Origin of the sequence: Pantoea alhagi, assembly GCF_002101395.1 — a bacterium.
Classification (GTDB): Bacteria; Pseudomonadota; Gammaproteobacteria; order Enterobacterales; family Enterobacteriaceae; genus Mixta; species Mixta alhagi.
Genome location: NZ_CP019706.1, coordinates 2,463,027 through 2,487,662 on the forward strand (window position 1 = coordinate 2,463,027; position 24,636 = coordinate 2,487,662).

24 protein-coding genes are annotated in these 24,636 nt (G+C 54.6%); 20 read left to right on the forward strand and 4 right to left on the reverse strand.

All coding sequences use genetic code 11. The features are described 5' to 3' along the window. The first annotated feature begins 255 nt into the window (after positions 1-255). Genes cysJ through cysH form a run of 3 tightly spaced genes read left to right on the forward strand, consistent with a single transcriptional unit; the run spans position 256 to position 4,525 of the window. Complete coding sequence (gene cysJ, locus B1H58_RS11470; RefSeq protein ID WP_085070415.1) at positions 256-2,070, forward strand: NADPH-dependent assimilatory sulfite reductase flavoprotein subunit; 1,815 nt, start codon at positions 256-258, stop codon at positions 2,068-2,070. Continuing rightward, entirely contained in the window at positions 2,070-3,782 is a 1,713-nt protein-coding gene (cysI, locus tag B1H58_RS11475; RefSeq protein WP_085070417.1) for an assimilatory sulfite reductase (NADPH) hemoprotein subunit, read from the forward strand. The genes cysJ and cysI overlap by 1 nt, the downstream gene beginning before the upstream one ends. Before the next feature lie 11 nt (positions 3,783-3,793). Then, entirely contained in the window at positions 3,794-4,525 is a 732-nt protein-coding gene (gene cysH / locus B1H58_RS11480; RefSeq protein WP_085070419.1) for a phosphoadenosine phosphosulfate reductase, read from the forward strand. A 380-nt stretch (positions 4,526-4,905) separates the two neighbouring features. Here cysH and B1H58_RS11485 read toward each other — a convergent pair whose 3' ends face one another. Both B1H58_RS11485 and B1H58_RS11490 read right to left on the reverse strand, forming a co-directional pair. Then, positions 4,906-5,190: a YciI family protein gene (locus B1H58_RS11485; RefSeq protein ID WP_085070421.1), complete on the reverse strand. Its 285-nt coding sequence runs from the start codon at positions 5,188-5,190 to the stop codon at positions 4,906-4,908. Then, positions 5,190-6,224: an aminopeptidase gene (locus B1H58_RS11490; RefSeq protein WP_085070423.1), complete on the reverse strand. Its 1,035-nt coding sequence runs from the start codon at positions 6,222-6,224 to the stop codon at positions 5,190-5,192. Before B1H58_RS11490 ends, B1H58_RS11485 begins: the two co-directional genes overlap by 1 nt. Before the next feature lie 256 nt (positions 6,225-6,480). On the opposite strand from B1H58_RS11490, the gene cysG reads away from it, so the two are divergent. From cysG to rpoS, 13 genes are all read left to right on the forward strand, one after another. Next, positions 6,481-7,896, forward strand: a complete 1,416-nt coding sequence (gene cysG / locus B1H58_RS11495; protein ID WP_085070425.1) for a siroheme synthase CysG — start codon at positions 6,481-6,483, stop codon at positions 7,894-7,896. A gap of 9 nt (positions 7,897-7,905) precedes the next feature. Further along, entirely contained in the window at positions 7,906-8,814 is a 909-nt protein-coding gene (gene cysD, locus B1H58_RS11500) for a sulfate adenylyltransferase subunit CysD (RefSeq protein WP_085070426.1), read from the forward strand. 11 nt (positions 8,815-8,825) lie between these two features. After that, the gene (gene cysN / locus B1H58_RS11505; RefSeq protein ID WP_085070427.1) at positions 8,826-10,259 is read left to right on the forward strand and encodes a sulfate adenylyltransferase subunit CysN; all 1,434 of its coding nucleotides are present in this window, start codon (positions 8,826-8,828) and stop codon (positions 10,257-10,259) included. Between the two features lies 1 nt (position 10,260). Next, positions 10,261-10,866: an adenylyl-sulfate kinase gene (gene cysC / locus B1H58_RS11510; protein ID WP_085070429.1), complete on the forward strand. Its 606-nt coding sequence runs from the start codon at positions 10,261-10,263 to the stop codon at positions 10,864-10,866. A gap of 56 nt (positions 10,867-10,922) precedes the next feature. Beyond that, positions 10,923-11,243 (forward strand): DUF3561 family protein, encoded by a 321-nt coding sequence (locus B1H58_RS11515; protein WP_085070431.1) that lies wholly within the window; start codon positions 10,923-10,925, stop codon positions 11,241-11,243. 215 nt (positions 11,244-11,458) lie between these two features. After that, a complete protein-coding gene (gene ftsB, locus B1H58_RS11520) occupies positions 11,459-11,776 on the forward strand; it encodes a cell division protein FtsB (RefSeq protein WP_085070433.1) in 318 nt (105 codons plus the stop codon). A gap of 2 nt (positions 11,777-11,778) precedes the next feature. After that, a complete protein-coding gene (gene ispD / locus B1H58_RS11525) occupies positions 11,779-12,498 on the forward strand; it encodes a 2-C-methyl-D-erythritol 4-phosphate cytidylyltransferase (RefSeq protein WP_085070435.1) in 720 nt (239 codons plus the stop codon). Beyond that, positions 12,498-12,977 (forward strand): 2-C-methyl-D-erythritol 2,4-cyclodiphosphate synthase, encoded by a 480-nt coding sequence (gene ispF / locus B1H58_RS11530; protein WP_085070436.1) that lies wholly within the window; start codon positions 12,498-12,500, stop codon positions 12,975-12,977. Before ispD ends, ispF begins: the two co-directional genes overlap by 1 nt. Further along, complete coding sequence (gene truD, locus B1H58_RS11535) at positions 12,977-14,026, forward strand: tRNA pseudouridine(13) synthase TruD (protein ID WP_085070438.1); 1,050 nt, start codon at positions 12,977-12,979, stop codon at positions 14,024-14,026. Before ispF ends, truD begins: the two co-directional genes overlap by 1 nt. Next, positions 14,007-14,768 (forward strand): 5'/3'-nucleotidase SurE, encoded by a 762-nt coding sequence (gene surE, locus B1H58_RS11540; protein ID WP_085070440.1) that lies wholly within the window; start codon positions 14,007-14,009, stop codon positions 14,766-14,768. The genes truD and surE overlap by 20 nt, the downstream gene beginning before the upstream one ends. Next, positions 14,762-15,388 carry a protein-L-isoaspartate(D-aspartate) O-methyltransferase gene (locus B1H58_RS11545; protein ID WP_085070442.1) on the forward strand — a complete coding sequence of 209 codons (627 nt, stop codon included), beginning with the start codon at positions 14,762-14,764 and terminating at the stop codon, positions 15,386-15,388. The genes surE and B1H58_RS11545 overlap by 7 nt, the downstream gene beginning before the upstream one ends. Positions 15,389-15,551: 163 nt before the next feature. Then, positions 15,552-16,628, forward strand: coding sequence for a murein hydrolase activator NlpD (gene nlpD / locus B1H58_RS11550; RefSeq protein WP_085070444.1), 1,077 nt, complete (start codon positions 15,552-15,554; stop codon positions 16,626-16,628). Positions 16,629-16,678: 50 nt separating this feature from the next. Next, positions 16,679-17,671 (forward strand): RNA polymerase sigma factor RpoS, encoded by a 993-nt coding sequence (gene rpoS, locus B1H58_RS11555; RefSeq protein ID WP_085070446.1) that lies wholly within the window; start codon positions 16,679-16,681, stop codon positions 17,669-17,671. Positions 17,672-17,767: 96 nt separating this feature from the next. On the opposite strand, the gene mutS is transcribed toward rpoS, so the two are convergent. Beyond that, on the reverse strand, positions 17,768-20,311 hold the full coding sequence (gene mutS, locus B1H58_RS11560) for a DNA mismatch repair protein MutS (protein WP_085070447.1): 2,544 nt from the start codon (positions 20,309-20,311) through the stop codon (positions 17,768-17,770). A gap of 308 nt (positions 20,312-20,619) precedes the next feature. On the opposite strand from mutS, the gene B1H58_RS11565 reads away from it, so the two are divergent. Then, on the forward strand, positions 20,620-20,961 hold the full coding sequence (locus B1H58_RS11565; RefSeq protein WP_085070449.1) for a zinc ribbon domain-containing protein YjdM: 342 nt from the start codon (positions 20,620-20,622) through the stop codon (positions 20,959-20,961). Between the two features lie 57 nt (positions 20,962-21,018). On the opposite strand, the gene B1H58_RS11570 is transcribed toward B1H58_RS11565, so the two are convergent. Continuing rightward, positions 21,019-21,906 carry a dihydrodipicolinate synthase family protein gene (locus B1H58_RS11570; protein WP_085070451.1) on the reverse strand — a complete coding sequence of 296 codons (888 nt, stop codon included), beginning with the start codon at positions 21,904-21,906 and terminating at the stop codon, positions 21,019-21,021. A gap of 390 nt (positions 21,907-22,296) precedes the next feature. On the opposite strand from B1H58_RS11570, the gene pncC reads away from it, so the two are divergent. The 3 genes from pncC (at position 22,297) to B1H58_RS11585 (ending at position 24,596) form a co-directional block, all read left to right on the forward strand. Beyond that, positions 22,297-22,797, forward strand: a complete 501-nt coding sequence (gene pncC, locus B1H58_RS11575) for a nicotinamide-nucleotide amidase (RefSeq protein WP_085070452.1) — start codon at positions 22,297-22,299, stop codon at positions 22,795-22,797. A 94-nt stretch (positions 22,798-22,891) separates the two neighbouring features. Continuing rightward, complete coding sequence (gene recA, locus B1H58_RS11580) at positions 22,892-23,962, forward strand: recombinase RecA (RefSeq protein WP_085070454.1); 1,071 nt, start codon at positions 22,892-22,894, stop codon at positions 23,960-23,962. A gap of 124 nt (positions 23,963-24,086) precedes the next feature. After that, the gene (locus B1H58_RS11585) at positions 24,087-24,596 is read left to right on the forward strand and encodes a regulatory protein RecX (protein ID WP_085070456.1); all 510 of its coding nucleotides are present in this window, start codon (positions 24,087-24,089) and stop codon (positions 24,594-24,596) included. Positions 24,597-24,636: the final 40 nt, after the last annotated feature.

Here is a 24,636-nt window from a genome sequence, read left to right on the forward strand (position 1 = left end):
GTTTTTTCGCATCCGTTTCCCCCGCTACCGTGACTTTTAACGCTGCTCAATAAATGCGCTCCGATTAAATCTTTGATAAGTAAGCTCTTTAATAAGAAGCTAAAGCGTTAAGCTTTATCACCAAAAGCGTTTAGGCGTTTTGGTTATTTATTATTTCTAACCCTTATTTACCGGTTAATATGCGACTCGGTAACCTCTACGCTATCTTCCGTCTCTGAACGGTTTGGCATCACTGATACTGGAATCATCAAGGCAATGACGACTCAGGCTCCCCCAGGTTCTTTGCTCCCGCTTCAGCCGGAGCAACTCGCCCGCTTGCAGGCGGCGACCCAAGGTTTATCAACGACGCAGCTGGCATGGATTTCTGGCTATTTCTGGGGGGTGGTTAACCAGTCGCCCGGTGCTGTTGCCGCCGTGCAGAGCGCGCCCGCGCCCGCCGCAGAGACACCGGCCATTACGCTGCTCTCCGCTTCGCAAACCGGCAATGCGCGCCGTGTCGCTGAGCAGCTGCGTGATGATTTACTGGCAGCGAAACTGAATGTGAAGCTGGTGAATGCCGGTGATTATAAGTTCAAACAGATCGCTCAGGAAAAACTGCTGGTGGTGGTGACCTCTACGCAGGGCGAAGGCGATCCGCCGGAAGAGGCGGTTGCGCTGCATAAATATCTGATGTCCAAAAAGGCACCGAAGCTGACGGAGACCGCGTTTGCAGTGTTTGGCCTGGGCGACACGTCATATGAGTTTTTCAGCAAGGCCGGGAAAGATTTCGATACCAGGCTGGCTGAGCTGGGCGCGGAACGGCTGCTCGATCGCGTTGATGCTGATGTGGAATTTGCTGCTGATGCGGAAAAGTGGCGTAAAGAGATCGTTGCGCTGCTGCAAAAGCGCGTTCCCACCGACACGCCGGCGCAGGCCGTTGCTACCGCCAGCGGCACCTATAATGAAGTTTTCACCACGCCCTATACGCGTGACGAGCCGCTGGTCGCCACGCTTTCGGTTAACCAGAAAATTACCGGCCGTGGCTCCGATAAAGATGTGCGTCATATTGAAATCAATTTAGGCGATGCCGGGCTGCGCTATCAGCCGGGCGACGCGCTTGGCGTCTGGTATGAAAATGATCCGGCGCTGGTAAAAGAGCTGACTGAGCTGTTATGGCTGCGCGGCGATGAAATCGTTGAGGTGAAAGGGCAAAGCCTGCCGCTCTCACAGGCGTTGCAGCAGCATTTTGAGCTGACGGTTAACACGCCGCAAATCGTTGAGCAGTACGCCAAACTGGTACGCAACGAAAAGCTGCTGGCGCTGGCGGCGGATAAGGCCCAGCTGCAGCATTATGCGCAAACCGTACCGATTGTGGATATGGCGCGCCAGGCGCCCGGCGAGCTGAACCCGGAGCAGCTGCTGTCGCTGTTGCGTCCGCTGACGCCGCGCCTCTATTCCATCGCCTCTTCACAGGCTGAGACGGAAAACGAAGTGCATATCACCGTTGGCGCGGTGCGTTATGAAATTGATGGTCGTCCACGTGCGGGCGGCGCTTCCAGCTATCTGGCCGACAGGCTGGAGGAAGAGGGAGAAGTGCGGGTGTTTATCGAGCATAACGATAACTTCCGCCTGCCTGCCGATCCTGATGCGCCGGTGATTATGATTGGGCCGGGTACCGGGATCGCGCCGTTCCGCGCCTTTATGCAGCAGCGTGAAAACGACGGTGCCAGCGGGAAGAACTGGCTGTTCTTCGGCAATCCGCATTTCACCGAAGATTTTCTTTATCAGGTGGAATGGCAGCGCTATGTCAAAGAGGGGCTGCTGACCCATATTGATTTAGCCTGGTCGCGCGACCAGCAGCATAAAATTTATGTTCAGGACAAAATCCGCGAAAAAGGTGCGGAAGTGTGGCGCTGGCTACAGGAAGGCGCGCATATTTATGTCTGCGGCGATGCCAACCGTATGGCAAAAGACGTTGAGCAGGCGTTACTGGAAGTGGTAGCCGGGCAGGGCGGAATGGACCTTGAGTCGGCTGATGAATTTTTAAGTGAGCTGCGCATTGAGCGCCGTTATCAGCGAGATGTTTACTAATGAGTGAAAAACACCCAGGACCGCTGGTCGTCGAAGGAAAACTCTCCGATGCGGAGCGCATGAAAAAAGAGAGCAATTTTCTGCGCGGGACGATTGCCGAAGATTTACAAAATGGCCTGACCGGCGGCTTTAGCGGCGATAACTTTCTGCTGATCCGTTTTCATGGTATGTATCAGCAGGATGACCGCGATATTCGCGCCGAACGCGCCGAGCAGAAGCTGGAGCCGCGTCACGCAATGATGCTGCGCTGCCGTTTACCGGGCGGCATCATTACGCCGAAGCAGTGGCTGGCGATTGAGAAGTTCGCGACGGAAAACACACTATACGGCAGCGTCCGTCTGACGAACCGCCAGACTTTCCAGTTTCACGGCATTCTGAAAAAGAATGTGAAACCGGCGCATCAGATGCTGCACGAAGTGGGGCTGGACGCGATCGGCACGGCGAACGATATGAACCGCAACGTGCTGTGCAGCTCTAACCCGGTGGAGTCTGAACTGCATCAGGAAGCGTATGAGTGGGCGAAGAAAATTTCCGAGCATCTGCTGCCGCGTACCCGTGCTTATGCCGAGATCTGGCTGGACGAGAAAAAGGTCGCCACTACCGAAGAGGAGCCGATCCTCAGCGCAACCTATTTGCCGCGTAAGTTTAAAACCACCGTTGTGGTGCCGCCGCATAACGATGTCGATCTGCACGCGAACGACCTGAACTTTGTCGCCATCGCCGAGAACGGCAAGCTGGTAGGCTTTAACCTGCTGGTAGGTGGCGGTTTGTCCATCGAGCACGGCAATAAAGAGACTTACGCCCGTACCGCCAGCGAGTTTGGTTATCTGCCGCTGGATAAAACGCTGGCGGTTGCCGAAGCGGTAGTAACGACGCAGCGCGACTGGGGCAATCGTACCAATCGTAAGAATGCCAAGACCAAATATACCCTTGAGCGTGTTGGCGTTGAGACGTTTAAAGCAGAAGTGGAGCGTCGGGCCGGGATCACTTTTGAGCCGATCCGTCCTTATGAGTTCACCACGCGTGGCGATCGCTTTGGCTGGGTGAAGGGAATCGATAATAAGTGGCATTTAACGCTGTTTATTGAAAATGGCCGTCTGCTTGATTATCCGGGGCGTCCGTTGAAGAGCGGCATTGCGGAGATTGCCAAAATTCATCAGGGCGATTTCCGTTTGACTGCCAATCAGAATTTGATTGTGGCGGGCGTACCGGAAAGCGAGAAGGCACGCATTGAGGAGATTGCTCGCTCACATGCATTAATGGAGAACGTGACCGCGCAGCGTGAAAACTCAATGGCCTGCGTGTCGTTTCCGACCTGCCCGCTGGCGATGGCGGAAGCGGAGCGTTTTCTGCCTGCCTTTGTGACGCGTGTGGAAGAGATTATGTCAAAGCACGGCGTCGGCAATGAGCATATCGTGTTGCGCGTGACCGGTTGTCCGAACGGCTGCGGGCGCGCCATGCTGGCGGAGTTGGGGCTGGTAGGTAAAGCGCCGGGTCGTTATAACCTGCATCTTGGCGGCAACCGCAGCGGCACACGTATTCCGCGCATGTATCGTGAAAATATCACTGAAGATGAGATTCTGGCGCATATCGATGAGCTGGTAGGCCGTTGGGCGCAAGAGCGCACGCCGGGCGAAGGCTTTGGGGATTTCACCATTCGCGCCGGTGTTGTCAAACCGGTGGTCGATCCAGCCCGGGATTTCTGGGAATAACGGAGGGGATGATGTCTGTACTCGATCTTGCAGCACTGAATGAGTTACCGAAAGTTGAGCGCATCATGGCGCTGGCTGAGGTAAATACGCAGCTGGAAGCGCTGTCCGCCGAGGATCGCGTGATCTGGGCGCTGGAAAACCTGCCGGGTGAGTTTGTTCTCTCTTCCAGCTTTGGTATTCAGGCGGCTGTATCGCTGCATCTGGTTACGCGCCAGAAGCCAGACATCCCGGTGATCCTGACCGATACCGGCTATCTGTTCCCGGAGACGTACCGTTTTATTGATGAGCTGACGGAGAAGCTGGATCTGAACCTGAAGATATTTCGTGCGGAGCAGTCGCCGGCGTGGCAGGAAGCGCGTTACGGTAAGCTGTGGGAGCAGGGCGTGGAAGGGATTGAGCGCTATAACGAGATCAATAAGGTTGAGCCGATGAATCGTGCGTTACAGACGCTCGGTGCACAGAGCTGGTTTGCCGGTTTGCGTCGCGATCAGTCCGGCAGCCGTGCAAATTTGCCGGTGCTGGCGATCCAGCGTGGCGTATTTAAAGTGTTGCCAATCATCGACTGGGATAACCGTCAGGTTTATCAATATTTGCAGCAGCACGGTTTGGGCTATCACCCGCTATGGGATGAAGGCTATTTGTCCGTGGGCGATACGCATACCACGCGCAAGTGGGAGCCGGGCATGGCCGAGGAGGAGACGCGTTTCTTCGGTTTAAAACGTGAATGCGGGCTGCATGAGTAAGTTTGTGCAGCGAATTTAAGAGAAAGGCGGCTGAAAGGCCGCCTTTTGTTTTCAGGAGGCTTTACTCCGGCCCCATTCGCCGCTTCCCCGAGCATCGACGTTGTCTGTTTGCCTCTGGCTTAGTTTCTGTGGAGCAGCGGCGGTTTGGCGCTGGCTGCGATCCGGCACAAGGTTCAGCGGCGGACGGGGCGCTCCGTAAAGACGTCGTGAACCCATCCCTGGGGACTCCGCCGCGTCATCCCTGACGCGGAGGCTTTACTCCGGCCCCGTCTGCCGCTTCCCTGTGCATCAGTGTTGTCTGTTTGCCGCTGGTTTTGCTTTAAATGCACCGGCACGGAGCCTGCTTCAGACAGAACAGCCGCGCGCATTCCTGCTAACGCTTAACCCTCAGCCAGCGCCTTTAACGCTTCTGAGGTCAGCGAAATATTCACCTTAATCACCTCATAATGCGCCACTGCTACAAAAGGATCTTCCGCCAGAATCGTATCCAGACGATCGCGATCGATATCCTTCGCCATAATCACCCCGCCGCTGCGCGGATCCTTACGGCCTGCGGCAATAAAAACCTCAGCAGCAAAATAACGTTTCAGCCAGTCAACATGCGCTTCGGTCAGGGCCTCAACCTCTTCAATCGGGCGATGGTAGCTCAGATTAATAATGTACATTATGACTCCTTATTGGTAGCAGGTGGATTAGCCAGCTCGTTAATCAAAGGAAACAGAATCCGCACGCTATCGCGCGCTCGCGCGCTGATGCGTCCAGGTAACCATCGATCAAGATAATTCAAATTATCCCGCGCGGTCTGATGATGACTGATGCCCTGCGGAAAATGGCGTGACATGTTCCGCTGCTGCGTCCCGTCTTTCTTGCCTAAATCCCAGTTTGCAGCACGCACCGTCAGCAACGGAAAACCCGCAGCATCAAAAGCGTTAGGCAGTGGATAAGGCGCGCTATGGGCTGGACGCGTGGCGGCGTTAATACCGTAACGATGAGCAATATCCAGCGCCCGATCGCGCGTCTGTTTGATCACCGCCGAGGCGGTATTTTTCCCGCTGTTAAAATAGAGTCGGTCGCCGACAATTAAACTATCAAGGTCGATCACTAACAGCGTATTCTTGCGATCGTTCGCCTTCATCCTGGCGATATAGGCATCCATGCCGTGTAAATCATCCTGATGAGCGCTGAGCGCCACAAAACGCACGCCATAATGCAGCGGCTTATGACTAAGCTGCTGCGCCAGCTCCAGCATCACGCCAAGCCCGGATGCGTTATCATCCACCCCCTGAAGACGCAGCCCACCGATATCCTTCCCGGTTTCCTCTTCACTCACTGGTCGCCAGGTATCCAGGTGCGCAATCACTAAAATCTCCTGCGGCACCTCTCCGGCACGCGCAGCAATCACCGACGTGGCGGTAAGATTGCGCCAGTGCGTCTTACCACTATTATCGCGCCACGGGGCCCGGGTTTTAAAATCGCGCTTATCGCTCTTATAACCCATCTCTTCAAACTGTTGCTGAAGATAGTTGGCGGTCAACAGCTCTGCCGGACTACCTGCCATGCGGCCAGGGAACCAGGTGGCGATATGACGTAATTGCTGCTCTGCAAACTGGCCGGGAACCGGGGTGCTGGCGCTAACCGGCAAACTGATGCCGCAGCTGAGCAACGCGGCCAGCGCGCTCAGGCGGAGCAAGGAAAACATACCATAGTCCTTAGACGTCATCCGATGACGCAGAAACGAAATAATTTTGCTTCGATAGTATGAAATTGTGATGCAGATTGCACAATTTCAATTGCTCTTAAATACCCGAAATATCATCTGTTAAGCACCTTTTATGCAAAGCTATGCCATGCCTATATTCCATTCGGTAACTACTCATTCCAATTCGTAATTTCATCTGCCTGAAGCTGCAGTCGTATAGTCGCGTTAACTTTTTGTTATTCAATATAAGGTCGACGTGGATTATCTCCCTATATTTGCCGATCTAAAAGCCAGGCCGGTGTTGGTTGTCGGCGGCGGCGATGTGGCGGCGCGCAAAATTGAACTGCTGCGGCGCGCTGGCGCGCAGGTCCAAATCGCCGCGCGCACGCTCTGTCCGGAACTCCAGACGCTGGCGGATAACCAGCAGGTTGAGTGGCTGGCAACTCAATTTGAAGAACAGCAGCTCGATCGGGTTTATCTGGTCATTGCCGCAACCGATAACAGCGAACTGAACGCTCAGGTTTTCGCTGCCGCTAATGCGCGTCGGTTGCTGGTTAACGTTGTCGACGATCAACCGAAATGCTCTTTTATCTTCCCGTCGATTGTTGACCGCTCGCCGCTGGTGGTTGCTATCTCCTCCAGCGGTACCGCGCCGGTGCTGGCGCGTATGCTGCGTGAAAAACTGGAAGCCTTGCTGCCGACTAACCTCGGCGCAATGGCGCAGGTAGCGGGCGAATGGCGCGACAAAGTCAAACAGCGTTTCAGCAAAATGTCCGATCGCCGTCGCTTTTGGGAGCGCGCCTTCAATGGCCTGTTTGCCAGTCAGATGGCGGCCGGCAATGTGCAGGGCGCAAAACAAACGCTGGATGCGCAGTTAACCGATGAAACGTCTCATCAGGGCGAAATTATTTTAGTTGGCGCAGGGCCAGGCGATGCCGGGCTGTTGACGCTGCGGGCTTTGCAGGTGATGCAGCAGGCGGATGTCGTGCTCTATGACCACCTGGTAAGCGAGGAAATTCTGGATCTGGTGCGTCGCGACGCCGACCGGCTGTGCGTGGGTAAACGTGCTGGCGCGCATTCAGTGGCGCAGGAAGAGACTAACCGCTTACTGGTATCGCTGGCCAGCAAGGGCAAACGCGTGGTGCGCCTGAAAGGTGGCGATCCCTTTATCTTTGGTCGCGGCGGTGAAGAGTTACAGGCTGCCGCCGCCGCAGGCATTCCTTTTCAGGTGGTCCCTGGCGTAACCGCAGCCTCCGGCGCTACCGCCTATGCCGGGATCCCATTGACCCACCGGGATTATGCCCAGAGCGTGCTGTTTATTACCGGCCATTGTCGTGCCGATGGTCAGGCAATTGACTGGCCGTCACTGGCGCGCGCGCAGCAAACGCTGGCGATCTATATGGGCACGGTAAAGGCGGCGGAAATAGCCGGGCAGCTGATAGCTCATGGTCGCGCGGCATCAACACCGGTTGCTGTCATTGGTCGCGGCACGCGTCAGGATCAGCAGGTGCTGACCGGAACGCTTGCCGAGCTGGAACAGCTGGCGCAGCAGGCGCCGACGCCTGCGCTGCTGGTCATTGGCGAAGTGGTTAATCTCCACGCGCAACTGGCCTGGTTTCAACATTCAGTACAGCAGGCCGGACGTAATTCCGCCGTTGTGAATTTGGCTTGAGGAAAAATCATGGATCAAAAACGACTGACTCATCTGCGTCAACTGGAGGCGGAAAGTATCCATATTATCCGCGAAGTGGCGGCTGAATTTGGTAATCCGGTAATGCTTTACTCCATTGGTAAAGATTCATCGGTCATGCTGCACCTGGCTCGCAAAGCTTTTTATCCCGGCACGCTGCCGTTCCCGCTGCTGCACGTTGATACCGGCTGGAAATTCCGCGAAATGTATGAGTTTCGCGATCGTACGGTAAAAGAGATCGGCGCGGAGTTGATTGTTCATCGCAATCCGGAAGGCGTAGCGATGGGTATCAATCCCTTTATTCACGGTAGCGCCAAGCACACCGACATTATGAAGACCGAAGGGCTGAAGCAGGCGCTGAACAAATATGGTTTCGATGCGGCTTTTGGCGGCGCGCGTCGCGATGAAGAAAAATCGCGTGCAAAAGAACGTATTTACTCGTTCCGCGATCGCTTCCACCGCTGGGATCCGAAAAACCAGCGCCCGGAGCTGTGGCATAACTACAACGGGCAGATCAACAAAGGCGAAAGCATCCGTGTCTTCCCGCTTTCCAACTGGACCGAGCTGGATATCTGGCAGTACATCTTTCTGGAAAATATTGAAATCGTACCGCTCTATCTGGCCGCTGAGCGTCCGGTGCTGGAGCGTGACGGCATGCTGATGATGATTGATGACGATCGTATCGACCTGCAGCCAGGCGAAAAGATAACGCCGCGGATGGTGCGCTTCCGTACCCTGGGCTGCTGGCCGCTGACCGGCGCGGTGGAATCGTCAGCGCAAACGCTGCCGGAAATTATTGAAGAAATGCTGGTTTCCACCACCAGCGAGCGACAAGGCCGCGTTATCGATCGCGACCAGGCTGGCTCAATGGAGCTGAAGAAACGTCAGGGCTATTTCTAAGGGGACGCCAGATGAATACCGTTATTGCACAACAGATCGCCGACAAGGGCGGGGTGGAAGCCTGGCTGCACGCGCAGCAGCACAAGAGCCTGCTGCGTTTTCTCACCTGCGGCAGCGTGGACGATGGTAAAAGTACACTGATTGGTCGTCTGCTGCATGATACGCGCCAGATTTATGAAGATCAGCTTTCCTCGCTGCATAATGACAGCAAGCGCCACGGTACTCAGGGCGAGAAGCTTGATTTGGCGCTGCTGGTGGATGGCCTGCAGGCAGAGCGCGAGCAGGGCATTACCATCGATGTCGCTTACCGCTATTTCTCCACCGAAAAGCGAAAGTTTATTATTGCTGACACGCCGGGACATGAGCAGTACACGCGCAATATGGCTACCGGCGCCTCAACCTGCGATTTGGCGATCCTGTTAATTGACGCGCGTAAAGGCGTACTGGATCAGACCCGTCGTCACAGCTTTATCTCTACGCTGCTGGGCATTAAACACCTGGTGGTGGCGATCAATAAAATGGATCTGGTGGAGTACAGCCAGGATCGTTTTGAGCAGATCAAACAGGAATATTTTGATTTCGCAGCGCAGCTGCCGGGCGATGTGGACATTCGGTTTGTTCCGATGTCGGCGCTGGAAGGCGATAATGTCGCCACGCAAAGCACCACCATGAGCTGGTACAGCGGCCCCACGCTGCTGGACGTGCTGGAAACGGTGGAAGTTAATCGTGTTGTGGAAAGCCAGCCGATGCGTTTCCCGGTGCAATACGTCAACCGGCCTAACCTCGATTTCCGGGGCTATGCCGGTACGCTGGCTTCCGGCATTCTGCGCGTGGGCCAGCGCGTGAAGGTGCTGCCTTCCGGCGTTGAGTCAAGCGTGGCGCGCATCGTAACCTTTGATGGCGACTTGCCGGAAGCAGGACCGGGCGAAGCGGTGACCATCGTATTAAACGATGAAATTGATATTAGCCGTGGCGATCTGCTGGTGGCGGCAGATGAAACGCTGAAAGCGGTGCAGGGCGCTTCGGTTGATGTCGTCTGGATGGCGGAACAGGCGTTGACGCCAGGTCAGAGCTTTGATGTGAAAATTGCCGGTAAAAAAAGCCGTGCCCGTGTCGAAAGCATCGATTATCAGGTCAATATCAATAATCTGACCCATAACAATCAGGTAGAGGCGCTGCCGTTGAATGGCATTGGGCTGGTAAACGTCACCTTTGATGAGCCGATGGTTCTGGATGCCTATCAACAGAATCCGGTAACCGGCGGGTTGATCTTTATCGATCGCCTGACAAACGTCACCGTGGGCGCCGGAATGATCCGTCAGCCGCAGCAGCAGGCTACTGCCAGCCATGGCGAGTTCTCCGCCTTTGAGCTGGAGCTGAATGCGCTGATCCGTCGTCACTTCCCGCACTGGGAAGTGCGCGATCTGCTGGCGGGCAAGCAATAAGATGGCGACGCATGATGAGAATGTAGTCTGGCACGCGCACGCGGTAACGCGTGCCGATCGTCAGCGGCAGCATGGCCATCAGGGTGTGGTGCTCTGGTTTACCGGCCTCTCGGGGTCGGGAAAGTCAACGGTCGCCGGGGCGCTGGAGCAGGCGCTGCATCAGTTGGGCGTCAGCACGTATCTGCTGGATGGTGATAATGTCCGGCACGGCCTCTGCCGTGATTTAGGCTTCAGCGACGCCGACCGTAAGGAGAACATCCGTCGTGTGGGCGAAGTGGCAAGGCTAATGGTGGATGCCGGATTAGTAGTGCTGACCGCCTTTATTTCACCACACCGTGCAGAACGGCAGATGGTGCGTGAAATGCTGGGCACAGGGGAGTTTATCGAAGTGTTTGTCGATACGCCGCTGGCGATCTGCGAAGCGCGCGATCCCAAAGGGTTGTATAAAAAAGCACGGGCAGGCGAGCTGCGTAACTTTACCGGAATCGACTCCGTTTATGAGGCGCCGGAACAGCCGGAAATCCATCTTGATGGCGAACAATTGGTAACAAAATTAACCGCACAACTGTTAGATCTGCTGCGTCGGCGCGATATTATCGAATCCTGAGATTGCAGCGGCAAACGGCCAGAGAGCGGGCCGTGATGCGCAACAACAGGATACCTATGCATAATGTTACACCCCTGCTGGCCCGTAAAACTCACAGTGACCAGGACGACCGTGCCTGGTCCTTTCCCGGCGGCGTAATCGGTTTTGTTTCTTACTGGTGCGCTCTGGCGATCCCTTTCCTGCTGTATGGTTCCAATACGCTGTTTTTCCTGCTTTATACCTGGCCCTTCTTTCTGGCGCTGCTGCCGGTGGCTGTGTTGATCGGTATTACCTTTAGTCTGCTGCTGCGCGGTCACCTTATCTGGACGTTGCTGCTGACGCTGGTTACCGTAACCTGTCTTTTATGGCTGCTCTTTTCCTGGCTAACCGGCTGGTAAGGCACGCTGTCGCTGACACCACAGGCAATAGCGGCAGCCCTGCAAGGGACGGGTTTATCTACTGCCGCTGATGATCAAACGCGACCACGCGTTACAAATCTTTACCTGCAGCACTATTTTCAGGCACACCGTGCAGAAAGCGGCGCAATTTCACCGGTAGAGTGGAGTCCGGTGAAAAGTTATGGGATGATTGGGCCGTTTTTCAGGGGGCGGGGATGGGAAAACTGACGCTGCTGTTACTTGCATTACTTGTTTGGCTACAGTATTCGCTGTGGCTGGGCAAGAATGGTATTCATGATTACACCCGCGTCAGCGATGACGTAGTGGTACAACAGGCGAGTAATGCCAAATTAAAAGCGCGTAACGATCAGCTGTTTGCCGAAATCGACGATCTAAACGGCGGTTTGGAAGCAATTGAGGAGCGTGCGCGCAATGAGCTGGGAATGATTAAACCCGGAGAGACCTTCTATCGCCTGGTGCCGGATCAAAACAAACGTAACGGGCAGCAGGCTTTGCCAAATCAACAACGATAGCAATGACCACTATAACTGACGCCTGGCCGGATATTATCGCCGTGGTGCCCGCTGCCGGTATCGGTAGCCGTATGCAATCGGGGCGCCCTAAGCAGTACCTGACCATCGGTCAGTCCACCATTCTGGAGCACAGCATCGCCAGCCTGCTGGCACATCCGGCCATTAACCGGGTGATTGTCGTGCTTAGTCCGGACGATAACTATTTTCAGCAGCTGCCGCTGGCTAATGACAGCCGTATTCATACGGTAACCGGTGGGAAACAGCGCGCCGATTCGGTGCTGGCGGGCCTGCAGGCGGTTGAACAGGCCGACTGGGCGCTGGTGCATGATGCGGCTCGTCCCTGTCTGGCCGCTGAGGATTTAAGCCGTCTATTGTCGCTTTGCCGTCACAGCCGCGTTGGCGGCATTCTTGCCGCGCCGGTATGCGATACCATGAAACGCAGCGAACCGGGCAAAGACGCCATCGCGCATACGGTTGAGCGGGAGGCCTTATGGCATGCGCTGACGCCGCAGCTGTTTCCTTTAGCGTTACTGCGTCAGTGTCTGGAGCGCGCCCTGCACGAAGGGGCCATCATTACCGATGAGGCCTCGGCGCTGGAATATTGTGGTTATCATCCTGAACTGATCGCTGGCCGCAGCGATAATATAAAAGTCACCCGCCCGGAAGATCTGGCGCTGGCGGCGTTTTATCTTACTCAACGACATAACAAGGAGTACGCATAATGCGTATTGGTCACGGTTTTGACGTCCATGCTTTCGGTGGCGAAGGCCCGTTGATTATTGGCGGCGTGCGGATTCCGTTTGAGCAAGGCTTTATCGCCCATTCCGATGGCGATGTGGCGCTGCATGCCCTGACGGATGCATTGCTGGGAGCCGCTGCCATGGGGGATATCGGCAAACTTTTTCCCGATACCGATCCTGCATTTAAAGGCGCGGATAGCCGTGGGCTGCTGCGTGAAGCCTGGCAACGTATCCAGGCAAAAGGCTACCGGCTGGTTAATGTCGATGTCACTATCATCGCACAGGCACCGAAAATGCTGCCGCATGTGCCGCAAATGCGCATCAATATCGCCGAGGATCTCGGCTGCCATATGGATGATGTTAATGTCAAAGCGACTACCACTGAAAAGCTTGGCTTTACCGGACGCGGCGAAGGCATTGCCTGCGAAGCCGTGGCGCTGATCGCGCGGACGGAGGCATAATGGCTTTACCTGAATGGCAGTGGCTTTACGGTAAGCCTGCGATCCGCGGGCAGTTAAAGGCCAGTCCGGAAGATTTCATGGTGGTTGAAGATCTCGGCTACGAGGCTGACGGCGAAGGTGAGCATCTGCTGGTGCGCATCCGTAAAACCGGTTGTAATACGCGCTTTGTCGCCGATGCGCTGGCAAAATTTGCGGGTATTCATCCGCGTGATGTCAGCTTTGCCGGTATGAAAGATCGCCATGCGGTGACTGAACAAACGCTCTGTTTGCGTCTGCCGGGCAAAGAGACGCCAGATTTTTCCGCGTTTACCCTGGAAGGCTGTGAGATCCTGCATCTGGCGCGCCATAAACGTAAATTACGTACCGGCGCGCTGGCGGGCAATGCTTTCAGGCTGGTGCTGCGTCAGATCAGCGATCGCGCGGCGCTGGAGGAAAGGCTGCTGCGCGTGCAGAACGGTGGCGCGCCTAACTATTTCGGCCAACAGCGTTTTGGTTTTCAGGGCAACAACCTGGAGCAGGCGAAACGCTGGGCCAGCAATGAAATCCGCGTGCGTGAACGGAGTAAACGCAGCTTTCTGCTTTCCGCTGCGCGCAGCGTTATGTTTAATCAGGTGGTCAGCGATCGTCTGGCGCAACAGGGCAGCCTGACTCAGGCGATAACGGGCGATGCGCTGCAGTTGACCGGTCGCGGCAGCTGGTTTGTTGCGACAGAAGAAGAGCTGCCGCAGCTGCAGATGCGGATTGATAATAATGAATTACGCATCACCGCGCCGTTACCCGGCAGCGGGGAGTGGGGAAGCCGTGACGCCGCGTTGGCTTTTGAGCAGCAAAGTCTGGCCGACAGCCTGGCGTTTATCCAGTTGCTTGAGCGGGAACGGGTAGAAGCCGCTCGCCGGGCGATGTTGGTTATTCCGCGCGACCTGCACTGGAACTGGCGCGATGATGCCACGCTGGAGCTCAGTTTCTGGCTGCCAGCCGGCAGTTTTGCCACCAGCATAGTCAGGGAACTTTTCGAACAGGAAGGTAACGATGCGGATATTGCTGAGTAATGATGATGGGATCCATGCGCCAGGCATTCAAACGTTGGCAAAAGCCCTGCGTGAAATCGCCGAGGTGCAGGTGGTCGCGCCCGATCGTAATCGCAGCGGCGCTTCCAACTCGCTGACGCTGGAAACCCCGTTACGTACTTTTTCTTATCCCAATGGGGATATCGCCGTGCAGATGGGGACGCCCACCGACTGTGTATTCCTTGGCGTCAATACGCTGATGCGCCCAAAGCCCGATATTGTGGTTTCCGGCATTAATGCCGGGCCTAATCTCGGCGATGACGTGATCTATTCCGGCACGGTAGCGGCGGCGATGGAAGGGCGACATTTAGGGCTCCCTGCGCTGGCGGTCTCGCTGGATGGCCAGCATCACTATGAAACTGCCGCTGCGGTCACCTGCGCTATTTTGCAGGGATTGCAGCGTGAGCCGCTGCGCACCGGCCGCATTTTGAATATCAATGTTCCCGATCTGCCGTTGGATCAAATCAAAGGTATTCGCGTTACTCGCTGCGGCAGCCGTCATCCCGCCGATAAAGTTATTCCACAGGAAGATCCGCGAGGTAATACGCTTTACTGGATCGGCCCGCCGGGCGATAAACATGACGCCGGCCCGGATACCGATTTTGCCGCCGTTGACGAAGGCTATGTCTCTGTGACGGCGCTGCATGTCGATCTCACCGCCCATCAGGCGCAGGACGTGGTGGCGGGCTGGCTAACCAAAGCCGGAGTCGAGTCGCTATGGTAAGCAGACGCATCGAGGCTTTGCTGGATCAGCTACGTCAGCAGGGCATTGAGGATGAGCTTTTACTGAAAGCGATTGGCGACGTGCCACGCGAGCGCTTTGTTGATGAAGCGCTGGAACATCAGGCATGGGAAAACATGTCACTGCCCATTGGATCCGGGCAAACCATTTCGCAACCTTATATGGTGGCGAAAATGACCTCTTTGCTGGAGCTGAAGCCAGATTCACGTGTGCTGGAGATCGGTACTGGCTCCGGTTATCAAACGGCGATTCTGGCCCATCTGGTCGATCATGTTTGTTCCGTTGAGCGTATTAAAGGGCTGCAATGGCAGGCGAAGCGCCGCCTGAAACAGCTTGATTTACATAATGTTTCGACGCGCCACGGCGATGGCTGGCTGGGTTGGGCTGCACGCGCGCCGTTTGATGCCATAATTGTCACCGCTGCGCCGCCGGAAATCCCTGAGGCTCTGCTGGCTCAACTTGATGAAGGCGGCATTATGGTTTTGCCGGTTGGGGAAGAAATACAGCAGCTGAAACGCATTCGACGTAAGGGCGGTGAGTTTATTGTCGATGTTATTGAGCCGGTACGGTTTGTGCCGCTGGTGCAGGGCGATCTCGCCTGACGGCCCGGCACCAGGCTACGCATTTCTTCACAACTGATTAATAGCACGGGAATTGGGTTGTTGTTAGTATCAGCCATTCCATTCGTCAGCAATGGATAGCGAACGTGAACACTTACGTTCGTCGTTTCAAGGCTCGTCACAGATTTGTTATCACGGGGGATAAATGAGCACAGGAAGCCCACTTTTTACTTTGAGCCGCCTTGCGGCTGTTTCATTAATTGGATTTTGGCTGACGGGTTGTACTTCTGATGATAACGCTCAGGCTCCTATTAGCACGGTTGGCAGTCAGTCTCAGCCTCAGGGCGGTAATACAGTCTCTGGCGGAATGTTAAGCGGCGCGTCATCTTCCAGACCTGTATTTTCGTCTGGTACTAATAATAGTAACAACGCTAATGTAATGACGCAGAATGGCCGTATCGTCTATAAGCGCAGTTATGAGAATATTCCGAAAGGTAGCTATAGCGGTGAGACATATACCGTTAAACGAGGCGATACGTTGTTCTATATTGCCTGGATTACCGGCAATGATTTTCGCGATTTAGCCCAGCGCAATAACATCGCTGCGCCTTACAACCTCAATGTGGGTCAGGCTTTGCAGGTTGGTAACGGCTCAGGTTCACCGATTACCGGTGGCAATGCGATTACGGTCGCGGACGCTACGCAGGGGGGCGTGCCGACCACGCCGGGCTCAACACAAATCAAATCTTCTACAGTTGCGCAGCAACCGGTTATTACGTATTCTGATGATTCAGGAAAATCAGGTGGGGGCAAAATGTTGCCTTCAGCGGGGAACACAACTGTTGCAACGACAACAGCCCCGGTTACCGCACCGCCGACGGTAAGCAGTACAACGTCCAGTTCAACCCCTGTGGCTGGTTGGCGTTGGCCCACCGACGGTAAGATTATCGATAACTTTTCTGCTGCAGAAGGCGGCAATAAAGGTATCGATATCGCAGGATCGCGAGGACAGCCAGTGGTTGCCACCGCATCCGGTCGTGTAGTGTATGCAGGTAATGCGCTGCGCGGTTACGGTAATCTGATTATCATCAAACACAACGATGATTACCTGAGTGCCTACGCCCATAACGACACTATGCTGGTCCGGGAACAACAAGAAGTTAAGGCGGGGCAGAAAATAGCTACTATGGGTAGCACCGGAACCAGTTCAGTTAGATTACATTTTGAAATTCGTTACAAGGGGAAATCCGTAAACCCGTTGCGTTATTTACCGCAGCGATAAACGGGCAGAGCCTTGAAGTTCTGCCCAGGGATCACGGGTAGGAGCCGCTTATGAGCCAGAATACGCTGAAAGTTAATGAGTTACATGAAGATGCGGAATTCGACGAGAACGGAGCTGAGATTTTCGACGAGAAGGCTCTTGTTGAAAATGAACCTGGTGATAATGAACTAGCTGAAGAAGAGTTGTTGTCACAGGGTGCGACGCAACGTGTTTTAGATGCGACGCAGCTTTACCTCGGTGAGATTGGTTATTCGCCGCTTTTAACGGCAGAGGAAGAAGTATTTTTTGCTCGCCGCGCACTGAAAGGCGACATTCCTTCTCGTCGTCGCATGATCGAAAGTAACTTACGACTGGTGGTAAAGATTGCTCGTCGTTACAGCAATCGTGGTCTGGCGCTATTGGACCTGATTGAAGAAGGTAACCTGGGCTTGATTCGTGCTGTTGAGAAGTTTGACCCGGAGCGTGGGTTCCGTTTCTCAACGTACGCCACCTGGTGGATTCGTCAAACGATTGAACGGGCAATTATGAACCAAACCCGTACAATTCGTCTGCCGATTCACATCGTCAAGGAGTTGAACGTTTATCTGCGCACCGCGCGTGAACTATCGCACAAGCTGGATCATGAGCCGAGTGCGGAAGAGATCGCCGAGCAGCTGGATAAACCAGTTGATGACGTAAGCCGTATGTTACGTCTCAACGAACGCATTACCTCAGTTGATACGCCATTAGGCGGAGATTCTGAGAAAGCGCTGCTGGATATCCTGGCCGATGAGAAAGATAACGGTCCGGAAGACACCACGCAGGACGATGACATGAAACAGAGCATCGTTAAGTGGTTGTTTGAGCTGAATGCCAAGCAGCGTGAAGTATTGGCACGTCGTTTCGGCCTGCTGGGCTACGAAGCGGCAACGCTTGAGGATGTAGGCCGTGAAATCGGTTTAACCCGCGAGCGTGTACGTCAGATTCAGGTTGAAGGTCTGCGTCGTCTGCGTGAAATTCTGCAGGCGCAGGGCCTGAGCATTGAAGCTCTGTTCCGCGAGTAACAATGTTCCTGCAATAAGGTAATGCGAAAGCGGTGGTCTCAGACCACCGCTTTTTTATTGCCTGCATTCCGCGACCGCCGCTGAATGCAGGAAGGTTTACAGCAATGATTTAAGCCGATAAATCCATTCCAGTGCCTGACGCGGCGAAAGGGTATCGGGATCCAGCGCTTCCAGTGCTTCAACCGCAGGCGACGTTTCTTCGACCAGCAGCGGCAGTTGTGGGCCATCAGCCTTTGTTGCCGCAGCCGTGCCCGATAACGCCTCCAGCTCTTTCAGCTTTTGCCGGGCGCGCTTAATGACTTCTTTGGGGACGCCTGCCAGCGCAGCAACCGCCAGACCATAGCTTTTACTGGCCGCGCCTTCCTGTACGCTGTGCATAAACGCGATGGTATCGCCATGCTCCACGGCATCCAGGTGGACATTGGCCACGCCCTCCATTTTTTCCGCCAGGGTAGTCAGCTCAAAATAGTGGGTAGCGAACAGCGTCATTGCCTTAATACGACTGGCAAGGCTTTCAGCACAGGCCCAGGCAAGAGAAAGACCGTCATAGGTTGAGGTTCCGCGACCAATTTCATCCATCAACACCAGGCTGTGTTCTGTGGCGTTATGCAGAATATTCGCCGTTTCGGTCATCTCCACCATAAAGGTTGAACGGCCTGAGGCGAGATCGTCCGCCGCGCCGACGCGCGTAAAGATGCGATCGACCGGACCGATAGTCGCCTGCTCTGCCGGAACAAAACTGCCAATACAGGCCATCAACACTATCAGCGCCGTTTGACGCATGTAGGTACTTTTACCGCCCATGTTCGGACCGGTAATCACCAGCATGCGGCGCTGCGGTGAAAGCGAAAGCGGATTGGCAATAAAGGGTTCTTTCAGCACCTGTTCAACCACGGGGTGACGACCGCCGGAAAGCTTGATGCCGGGCTTATCGCTTAATGTCGGACGCGTATAGTTCAGCGTCCAGGCGCGTTCAGCCAGATTGGTTAAGACATCAAGTTCGGCCAGCGCAGCGGCGCTTTGCAGCAACGCATCCAGGTGCGGTAGCAGCAGGTCGAAAAGCTCCTCATACAGTGCCTTTTCCAGCGCCAGCGCCTTACCTTTAGAGGTAAGTACTTTATCTTCATACTCTTTCAGCTCTGGAATAATGTAACGTTCAGCATTTTTCAGCGTCTGGCGGCGCACATAATGGATTGGCACCAGATGGCTCTGCCCACGGCTAACCTGGATGTAATAACCATGTACCGCATTGAAGCCTACCTTTAACGTATCCAGCCCTAACTTTTCACGTTCGCGGATTTCAAGACGATCAAGGTAGTCGGTCGCGCCATCAGCCAGCGCGCGCCACTCATCCAGCTCGGCGTTATAACCCGGCGCGATTACGCCGCCGTCACGCACCAGCACCGGTGGCGTTTCGATAACGGCACGTTCCAGCAGCTCACGCAGTTCGCTAAATTCCCCCATCTGCTGACGCAGCGTGGGAAGATGTCCGGCATCCACATCGGCTAACAGAGCGTTCAGCTCCGGTAACTGCTGAAACGCGTGACGCATACGCGCCAAATCGCGCGGGCGCGCAGTGCGCAGCGCCAGACGCGCCAGGATGCGTTCTAAATCGCCAACCTGACGCAGGATCGGCTGCAGTTCGCCACTGAGATCCTGCAGAGCAGCAATGCTTTCCTGACGTTGCGCGATCACGCGGCTGTCTCTTACCGGCGTATGCAGCCAGCGTTTCAGCATGCGGCTGCCCATCGGCGTGACCGTTTTATCCAGCACGGCGGCCAGCGTATTATCAACGCCGCCCGCCAGATTCTGGGTAATTTCCAGGTTACGGCGCGTAGCAGCATCCATGATGATGCTGTCCTGCTGGCGCTCCATCGTTAACGAGCGAATATGGGGCAGTGAGGTGCGCTGCGTATCTTTGACATATTGCAGCAGGCAGCCGGCGGCACGCAGGGCGACATGCGCATTTTCAACGCCGAAGCCGGTAAGATCGCGCGTACCGAATTGCAGGTTAAGCTGCTGACGCGCGGTATCCAGTTCATATTCCCAGAGCGGACGACGGCGCATACCGCGACGATTTTCAATCAAATCCATCGCGGCAAAATCTTCCGGATAGAGCAGCTCGGCCGGGTTAGTGCGCTGCAGCTCAGCGGCCATCGCTTCGCGGTCTGCCGGTTCGCTCAGCAGAAAACGGCCCGAACTGATATCCAGTGTGGCATAGCCGAAACCGCGCGCGTCCTGCCAGATAGCCGCCAGTAAATTGTCCTGGCGCTCGTTAAGCAGGGCTTCATCGCTAATTGTACCCGGCGTGACGATGCGCACGACTTTGCGCTCGACCGGGCCTTTGCTCTGCGCCGGATCGCCAATCTGTTCGCAAATCGCTACCGACTCGCCCAGCTGTACCAGCCGGGCCAGGTAGTTTTCCACAGCATGATAAGGCACGCCCGCCATGGGGATCGGCTCGCCAGCGGAGGCGCCGCGCCTGGTCAGGGAGATATCCAGCAGTTGAGAGGCGCGTTTGGCATCGTCATAAAACAGTTCATAGAAATCACCCATGCGATAAAACAGCAGGATGTCGGGATGCTGTGCCTTCAGACGAAGGTACTGCTGCATCATCGGGGTGTGGTTACCAATATCCATATCTGTCGATCCTTTCACGGTCATGTCACTCAACTTGCATGTTCCTGTTGGTCTCAGCGGCGGTCTGGGGATTCAGGCGGATCCTATCGCTAAAGTATCAAAAGCGCTACCCGACGTTAGCAGGCGTAACGTCAGAAAGGGAGGGTTATTATCTACCGCTACCCACTTCTTCGGCTCGGCTCGCAAAGTATAAGAAGCTTGTGCCAGGTCAAAAGGGCAGAGTGAATAACGCTACCCACAGCAAAATTAAGGTTATAGAATGAGCGCCTTTTTCATAACCCGCTGGGTCGTAACTTTTTGAGGTTGTAATGCAGACTTTACCTTCTTGTCCTGAATGCCATTCTGAATATACCTGGCAGGATGGCGACACGCTGAACTGTCCTGAATGTGGTCACATCTGGTCGCAGCAGGAAACGGGAGCGCCACAGGATCAGGGGCTGGTTGTGCGTGATGCCAACGGTACTCTGCTGGCAGATGGCGACAGCGTGACGGTCATCAAAGATCTGAAGGTTAAAGGCAGCTCTTCTGCGCTAAAGATCGGTACCAAAGTTAAAGGGATCCGTCTGGTGGAAGGGGATCATAACATCGATTGTAAGATCGAGGGCTTTGGTCCGATGAAACTGAAATCTGAGTTCGTTAAAAAGAACTGAGTTTCCTGCAACGTCAGGCAAAGCAGCTAAGCATTGGCTTTGCTGCTGCCTTTCTGTTTAGCTGAACAGCAGATCGATGGCGTCGCACTGCGCCTCGCTCAGGGTTCCGCCGCTATTACGCGAGCGCGGCGTCATGTAGCCATATTTACGTGCCACTGCCGTTTTAATCGTGGTCACAAAGTCATCGCCCACCGTATAAATTGCCATCAGTTTACCAATGCGTTGCTGAAACTGCGTGAGCGCAGCCAAATCTCCATCCCGCCAGCTTTGCATCGCTTCGGCAAACATCGCCGGCACCAGATTATTTAACCCGCTAATCACGCCTGCGCCGCCAGCCAGCAGGTTAGGCAACAGATATTCATCATAGCCGGAGAGCACGGCAAAATCGCTGCGCACCTTTTTGGTTTCTTCTATTAATGAACGGTTATGTGACAGGCAATCTGTGGTGTCTTTGATGCCGATGAAATTGGGCAGCTCTGCCGCCAGTTCCGCCACCAGCATCGCATCAAGATCGCAACCGGTACGTGCCGGAAAGTTATAGGCGAACCATTTGCCTTCCAGCTCACGATCGAGCTGTCGATAGTAAGCTAACAGCTGTTGTCGGGTTTGCCCGTAATACCAGGGCGGCAGCACCATTACGGCATCAAAGCCGCTCTCCCAGGCAAGATGCGCTAACTCCAGCATGTCGCTGTTACAGCTGCTGGAAATATTAGCCACCATGCTGAGCCGGGACATGCTGCGGGATTCACGTATTAATAATTTACGCTCTGCTTGCGTCAGTGAAACAAACTCGCCGATGCTACCCATCAGCAATAGCGTATCAATGCCGGATGCGTCCAGACGCGCAAAATGCTGCGCCAGTGCATTCAGATCTAAATGGTTATCTGCCGTAAATGGGGTTACCGAGGGGCACCAAACGCCGGAAAAAGCAGGCTGATTTTGCATATTGTTCTCCGCAGACGACAATTGAAACGGTGTTTTAAATTAATCATTTTTATGTGTGCGTGTCACAGCAAGTAGCACGATAATCCAACCGCGATCTCAATTATCGTCTTTACTTAACGCTCTTTTCTGAAAAATATGGCGTGATTTATCCATCCTGTCGTTTCATCCTGTGTAACGAACGCTGAAATAGCATCCATACTGAATCTCAATGGCAATTTCCTGTGGTGCTAATATGTTGACTGGTAACCTTGCTAAGTCAGTTCGTCGCCCGCATATAAAGCAGGAACCTGCCTCGCAAAATAACCATGCTGTCCGGACGAAACGGCAAAAAGGTGACGCCTTGCGCGCGCTTTGTTGTTAACGTTGGGCAGAGCATCCAGGGATGAGAAAATGAGTGACGAACAACTGAAAGCGTTAAGCGCCATTAACGGAAAGCTGCTGCTGCAGCACCAGGCAAAGGTTACCACCGCCGAATCTTGCACCGGCGGCTGGATTGCTAAAGTTTTGACCGATATTGCCGGTAGCTCCGCCTGGTTTGAACGCGCTTTTATCACCTACAGTAATGATGCCAAGCAGCAGATGATTGGCGTATCTGAACAGAGTTTGCAGCAGTGGGGCGCAGTCAGCGAACAGGTGGTAAAAGAGATGGCCGCTGGCGCGTTAAAAGAGGCCAGAGCGGACTTCGCCATTGCCGTTAGCGGCATTGCCGGACCGGACGGCGGCACCACGGAAAAACCGGTCGGCACCGTCTGGTTCGGCTTTGCCACAGCAGCAGGCGAAACGGTGCAAAAACGCTTTGTATTTCAGGGTGATCGAGAGGCTGTGCGGCGGCAAGCGGTAGCGACGGCGCTGCAGATTTTACATGATGATTTTCTCAAAAATTTGACTTGATACTGTATGATTATACAGTATAATTACCATCCAATGAACGAGAGCACTGCACACAACCGTGGCGTGCTTTACCCCGGCATGATTAGGAGTAAAAATGGCTATTGACGAAAACAAGCAAAAGGCTCTGGCAGCAGCGCTGGGCCAAATTGAGAAGCAATTTGGTAAAGGCTCCATCATGCGCCTGGGTGAAGACCGCTCAATGGATGTGGAAACCATCTCGACCGGTTCGCTTTCGCTTGATATCGCCCTTGGTGCTGGCGGCCTGCCAATGGGCCGTATGGTTGAAATTTACGGTCCGGAATCGTCCGGTAAAACCACGCTGACGCTACAGGTCATCGCCGCCGCTCAACGTAAGGGCAAAACCTGTGCCTTTATCGACGCCGAACATGCGCTGGATCCGGTTTACGCGAAAAAGCTGGGCGTTGATATTGATAACCTGCTCTGTTCTCAGCCGGATACCGGTGAACAAGCGCTGGAAATCTGTGATGCGCTGGCGCGTTCCGGTGCGGTAGACGTTATCATCGTCGACTCCGTTGCGGCGCTGACGCCGAAAGCGGAAATCGAAGGTGAAATCGGTGACTCACACATGGGTCTCGCCGCACGTATGATGAGCCAGGCGATGCGTAAGCTGGCCGGTAACCTGAAGCAGTCCAATACGCTGCTGATCTTTATCAACCAGATCCGTATGAAAATCGGTGTTATGTTCGGTAACCCGGAAACCACGACCGGTGGTAACGCGCTGAAGTTCTACGCCTCTGTGCGTCTTGATATTCGCCGTATTGGCGCGATCAAAGAGGGCGATAACGTCGTCGGCAGTGAGACCCGTGTCAAAGTGGTTAAAAACAAGATTGCCGCGCCGTTTAAACAGGCTGAATTCCAGATCATGTACGGTGAAGGGATTAACATCTACGGCGAGCTGGTGGATCTTGGCGTGAAGCACAAGCTGATCGAGAAGGCGGGTGCCTGGTATAGCTACAATGGCGATAAAATCGGCCAGGGTAAAGCGAATGCCAGCAACTACCTGAAAGAAAACAGCGCTGTGGCTAATGAAATCGAGCAGAAACTGCGTGATATGCTGCTGAACAATCCTGTTGAGGAAGGTAAAGCGGCCGTCCCGGCGGAGAATTACGAAGATACCGCTAGCGAAACTAACGAAGACTTCTAATTCCTCACCCCGGTCAGCCTGGCTGCCCGGGGTTTTTTTGTTCTAATACTTTGTATCCTGCCGCAATTCTCGCTACCCTCGCTTTTTACTGCTTATCTCAACCTACCAACCTGACGGAAGCGTAATGACTGACAAGCCCGCAACTCCGGTCACTTTTGCACGCCTGTTGGATCGTGCTACGCGTATTCTTGCCATGCGCGATCATAGCGAAGCCGAGTTCCGTCGTAAGATGGCGCAGTCAGCTGCGCGTGCCGCGATGCGCCATGATGAACCGGCTGAGGATATTCCGGAAGAGCTGATGGAAAAGGTTATCGCCTGGTGCTATGAGCATAGCTGGCTGGACGATGTCCGTTTTGCCCAACGTTTTGTCATCAGCCGCAGCCGTAAGGGCTATGGCCCGCAGCGTATCCGCATGGAGCTGGCGCAAAAGGGAATAGGACGCGAACTGGCGGAAACCGCCCTGAGCGAGGCAGAGATCGATTGGGGCGCTCAGGCTTTAGACGCGGCCGAACGTAAATTTGGCCTGCCGTTGCCGCAGGAATGGAAACAAAAATCCAAAGTGCTGCGTTATCTGCAGGCGAAAGGGTTTTTCATGGAAGATATCCAGTCGATTTATCGAAATAATGATGATTGAACCGCGATGGGATTTTACTTCCCTCGGAAGAAAATTTATC

Coding starts and splice junctions, on each gene's coding strand:
- cysJ (WP_085070415.1), top strand. CDS start 256: ATGACGACTCAGGCTCCCCCAGGTTCTTTGCTCCCGCTTCAGCCGGAG.
- cysI (WP_085070417.1), top strand. CDS start 2,070: ATGAGTGAAAAACACCCAGGACCGCTGGTCGTCGAAGGAAAACTCTCC.
- cysH (WP_085070419.1), top strand. CDS start 3,794: ATGTCTGTACTCGATCTTGCAGCACTGAATGAGTTACCGAAAGTTGAG.
- B1H58_RS11485 (WP_085070421.1), bottom strand. CDS start 5,190: ATGTACATTATTAATCTGAGCTACCATCGCCCGATTGAAGAGGTTGAG.
- B1H58_RS11490 (WP_085070423.1), bottom strand. CDS start 6,224: ATGTTTTCCTTGCTCCGCCTGAGCGCGCTGGCCGCGTTGCTCAGCTGC.
- cysD (WP_085070426.1), top strand. CDS start 7,906: ATGGATCAAAAACGACTGACTCATCTGCGTCAACTGGAGGCGGAAAGT.
- cysN (WP_085070427.1), top strand. CDS start 8,826: ATGAATACCGTTATTGCACAACAGATCGCCGACAAGGGCGGGGTGGAA.
- cysC (WP_085070429.1), top strand. CDS start 10,261: ATGGCGACGCATGATGAGAATGTAGTCTGGCACGCGCACGCGGTAACG.
- B1H58_RS11515 (WP_085070431.1), top strand. CDS start 10,923: ATGCATAATGTTACACCCCTGCTGGCCCGTAAAACTCACAGTGACCAG.
- ftsB (WP_085070433.1), top strand. CDS start 11,459: ATGGGAAAACTGACGCTGCTGTTACTTGCATTACTTGTTTGGCTACAG.
- ispD (WP_085070435.1), top strand. CDS start 11,779: ATGACCACTATAACTGACGCCTGGCCGGATATTATCGCCGTGGTGCCC.
- ispF (WP_085070436.1), top strand. CDS start 12,498: ATGCGTATTGGTCACGGTTTTGACGTCCATGCTTTCGGTGGCGAAGGC.
- truD (WP_085070438.1), top strand. CDS start 12,977: ATGGCTTTACCTGAATGGCAGTGGCTTTACGGTAAGCCTGCGATCCGC.
- surE (WP_085070440.1), top strand. CDS start 14,007: ATGCGGATATTGCTGAGTAATGATGATGGGATCCATGCGCCAGGCATT.
- B1H58_RS11545 (WP_085070442.1), top strand. CDS start 14,762: ATGGTAAGCAGACGCATCGAGGCTTTGCTGGATCAGCTACGTCAGCAG.
- nlpD (WP_085070444.1), top strand. CDS start 15,552: ATGAGCACAGGAAGCCCACTTTTTACTTTGAGCCGCCTTGCGGCTGTT.
- rpoS (WP_085070446.1), top strand. CDS start 16,679: ATGAGCCAGAATACGCTGAAAGTTAATGAGTTACATGAAGATGCGGAA.
- mutS (WP_085070447.1), bottom strand. CDS start 20,311: ATGGATATTGGTAACCACACCCCGATGATGCAGCAGTACCTTCGTCTG.
- B1H58_RS11565 (WP_085070449.1), top strand. CDS start 20,620: ATGCAGACTTTACCTTCTTGTCCTGAATGCCATTCTGAATATACCTGG.
- B1H58_RS11570 (WP_085070451.1), bottom strand. CDS start 21,906: ATGCAAAATCAGCCTGCTTTTTCCGGCGTTTGGTGCCCCTCGGTAACC.
- pncC (WP_085070452.1), top strand. CDS start 22,297: ATGAGTGACGAACAACTGAAAGCGTTAAGCGCCATTAACGGAAAGCTG.
- recA (WP_085070454.1), top strand. CDS start 22,892: ATGGCTATTGACGAAAACAAGCAAAAGGCTCTGGCAGCAGCGCTGGGC.
- B1H58_RS11585 (WP_085070456.1), top strand. CDS start 24,087: ATGACTGACAAGCCCGCAACTCCGGTCACTTTTGCACGCCTGTTGGAT.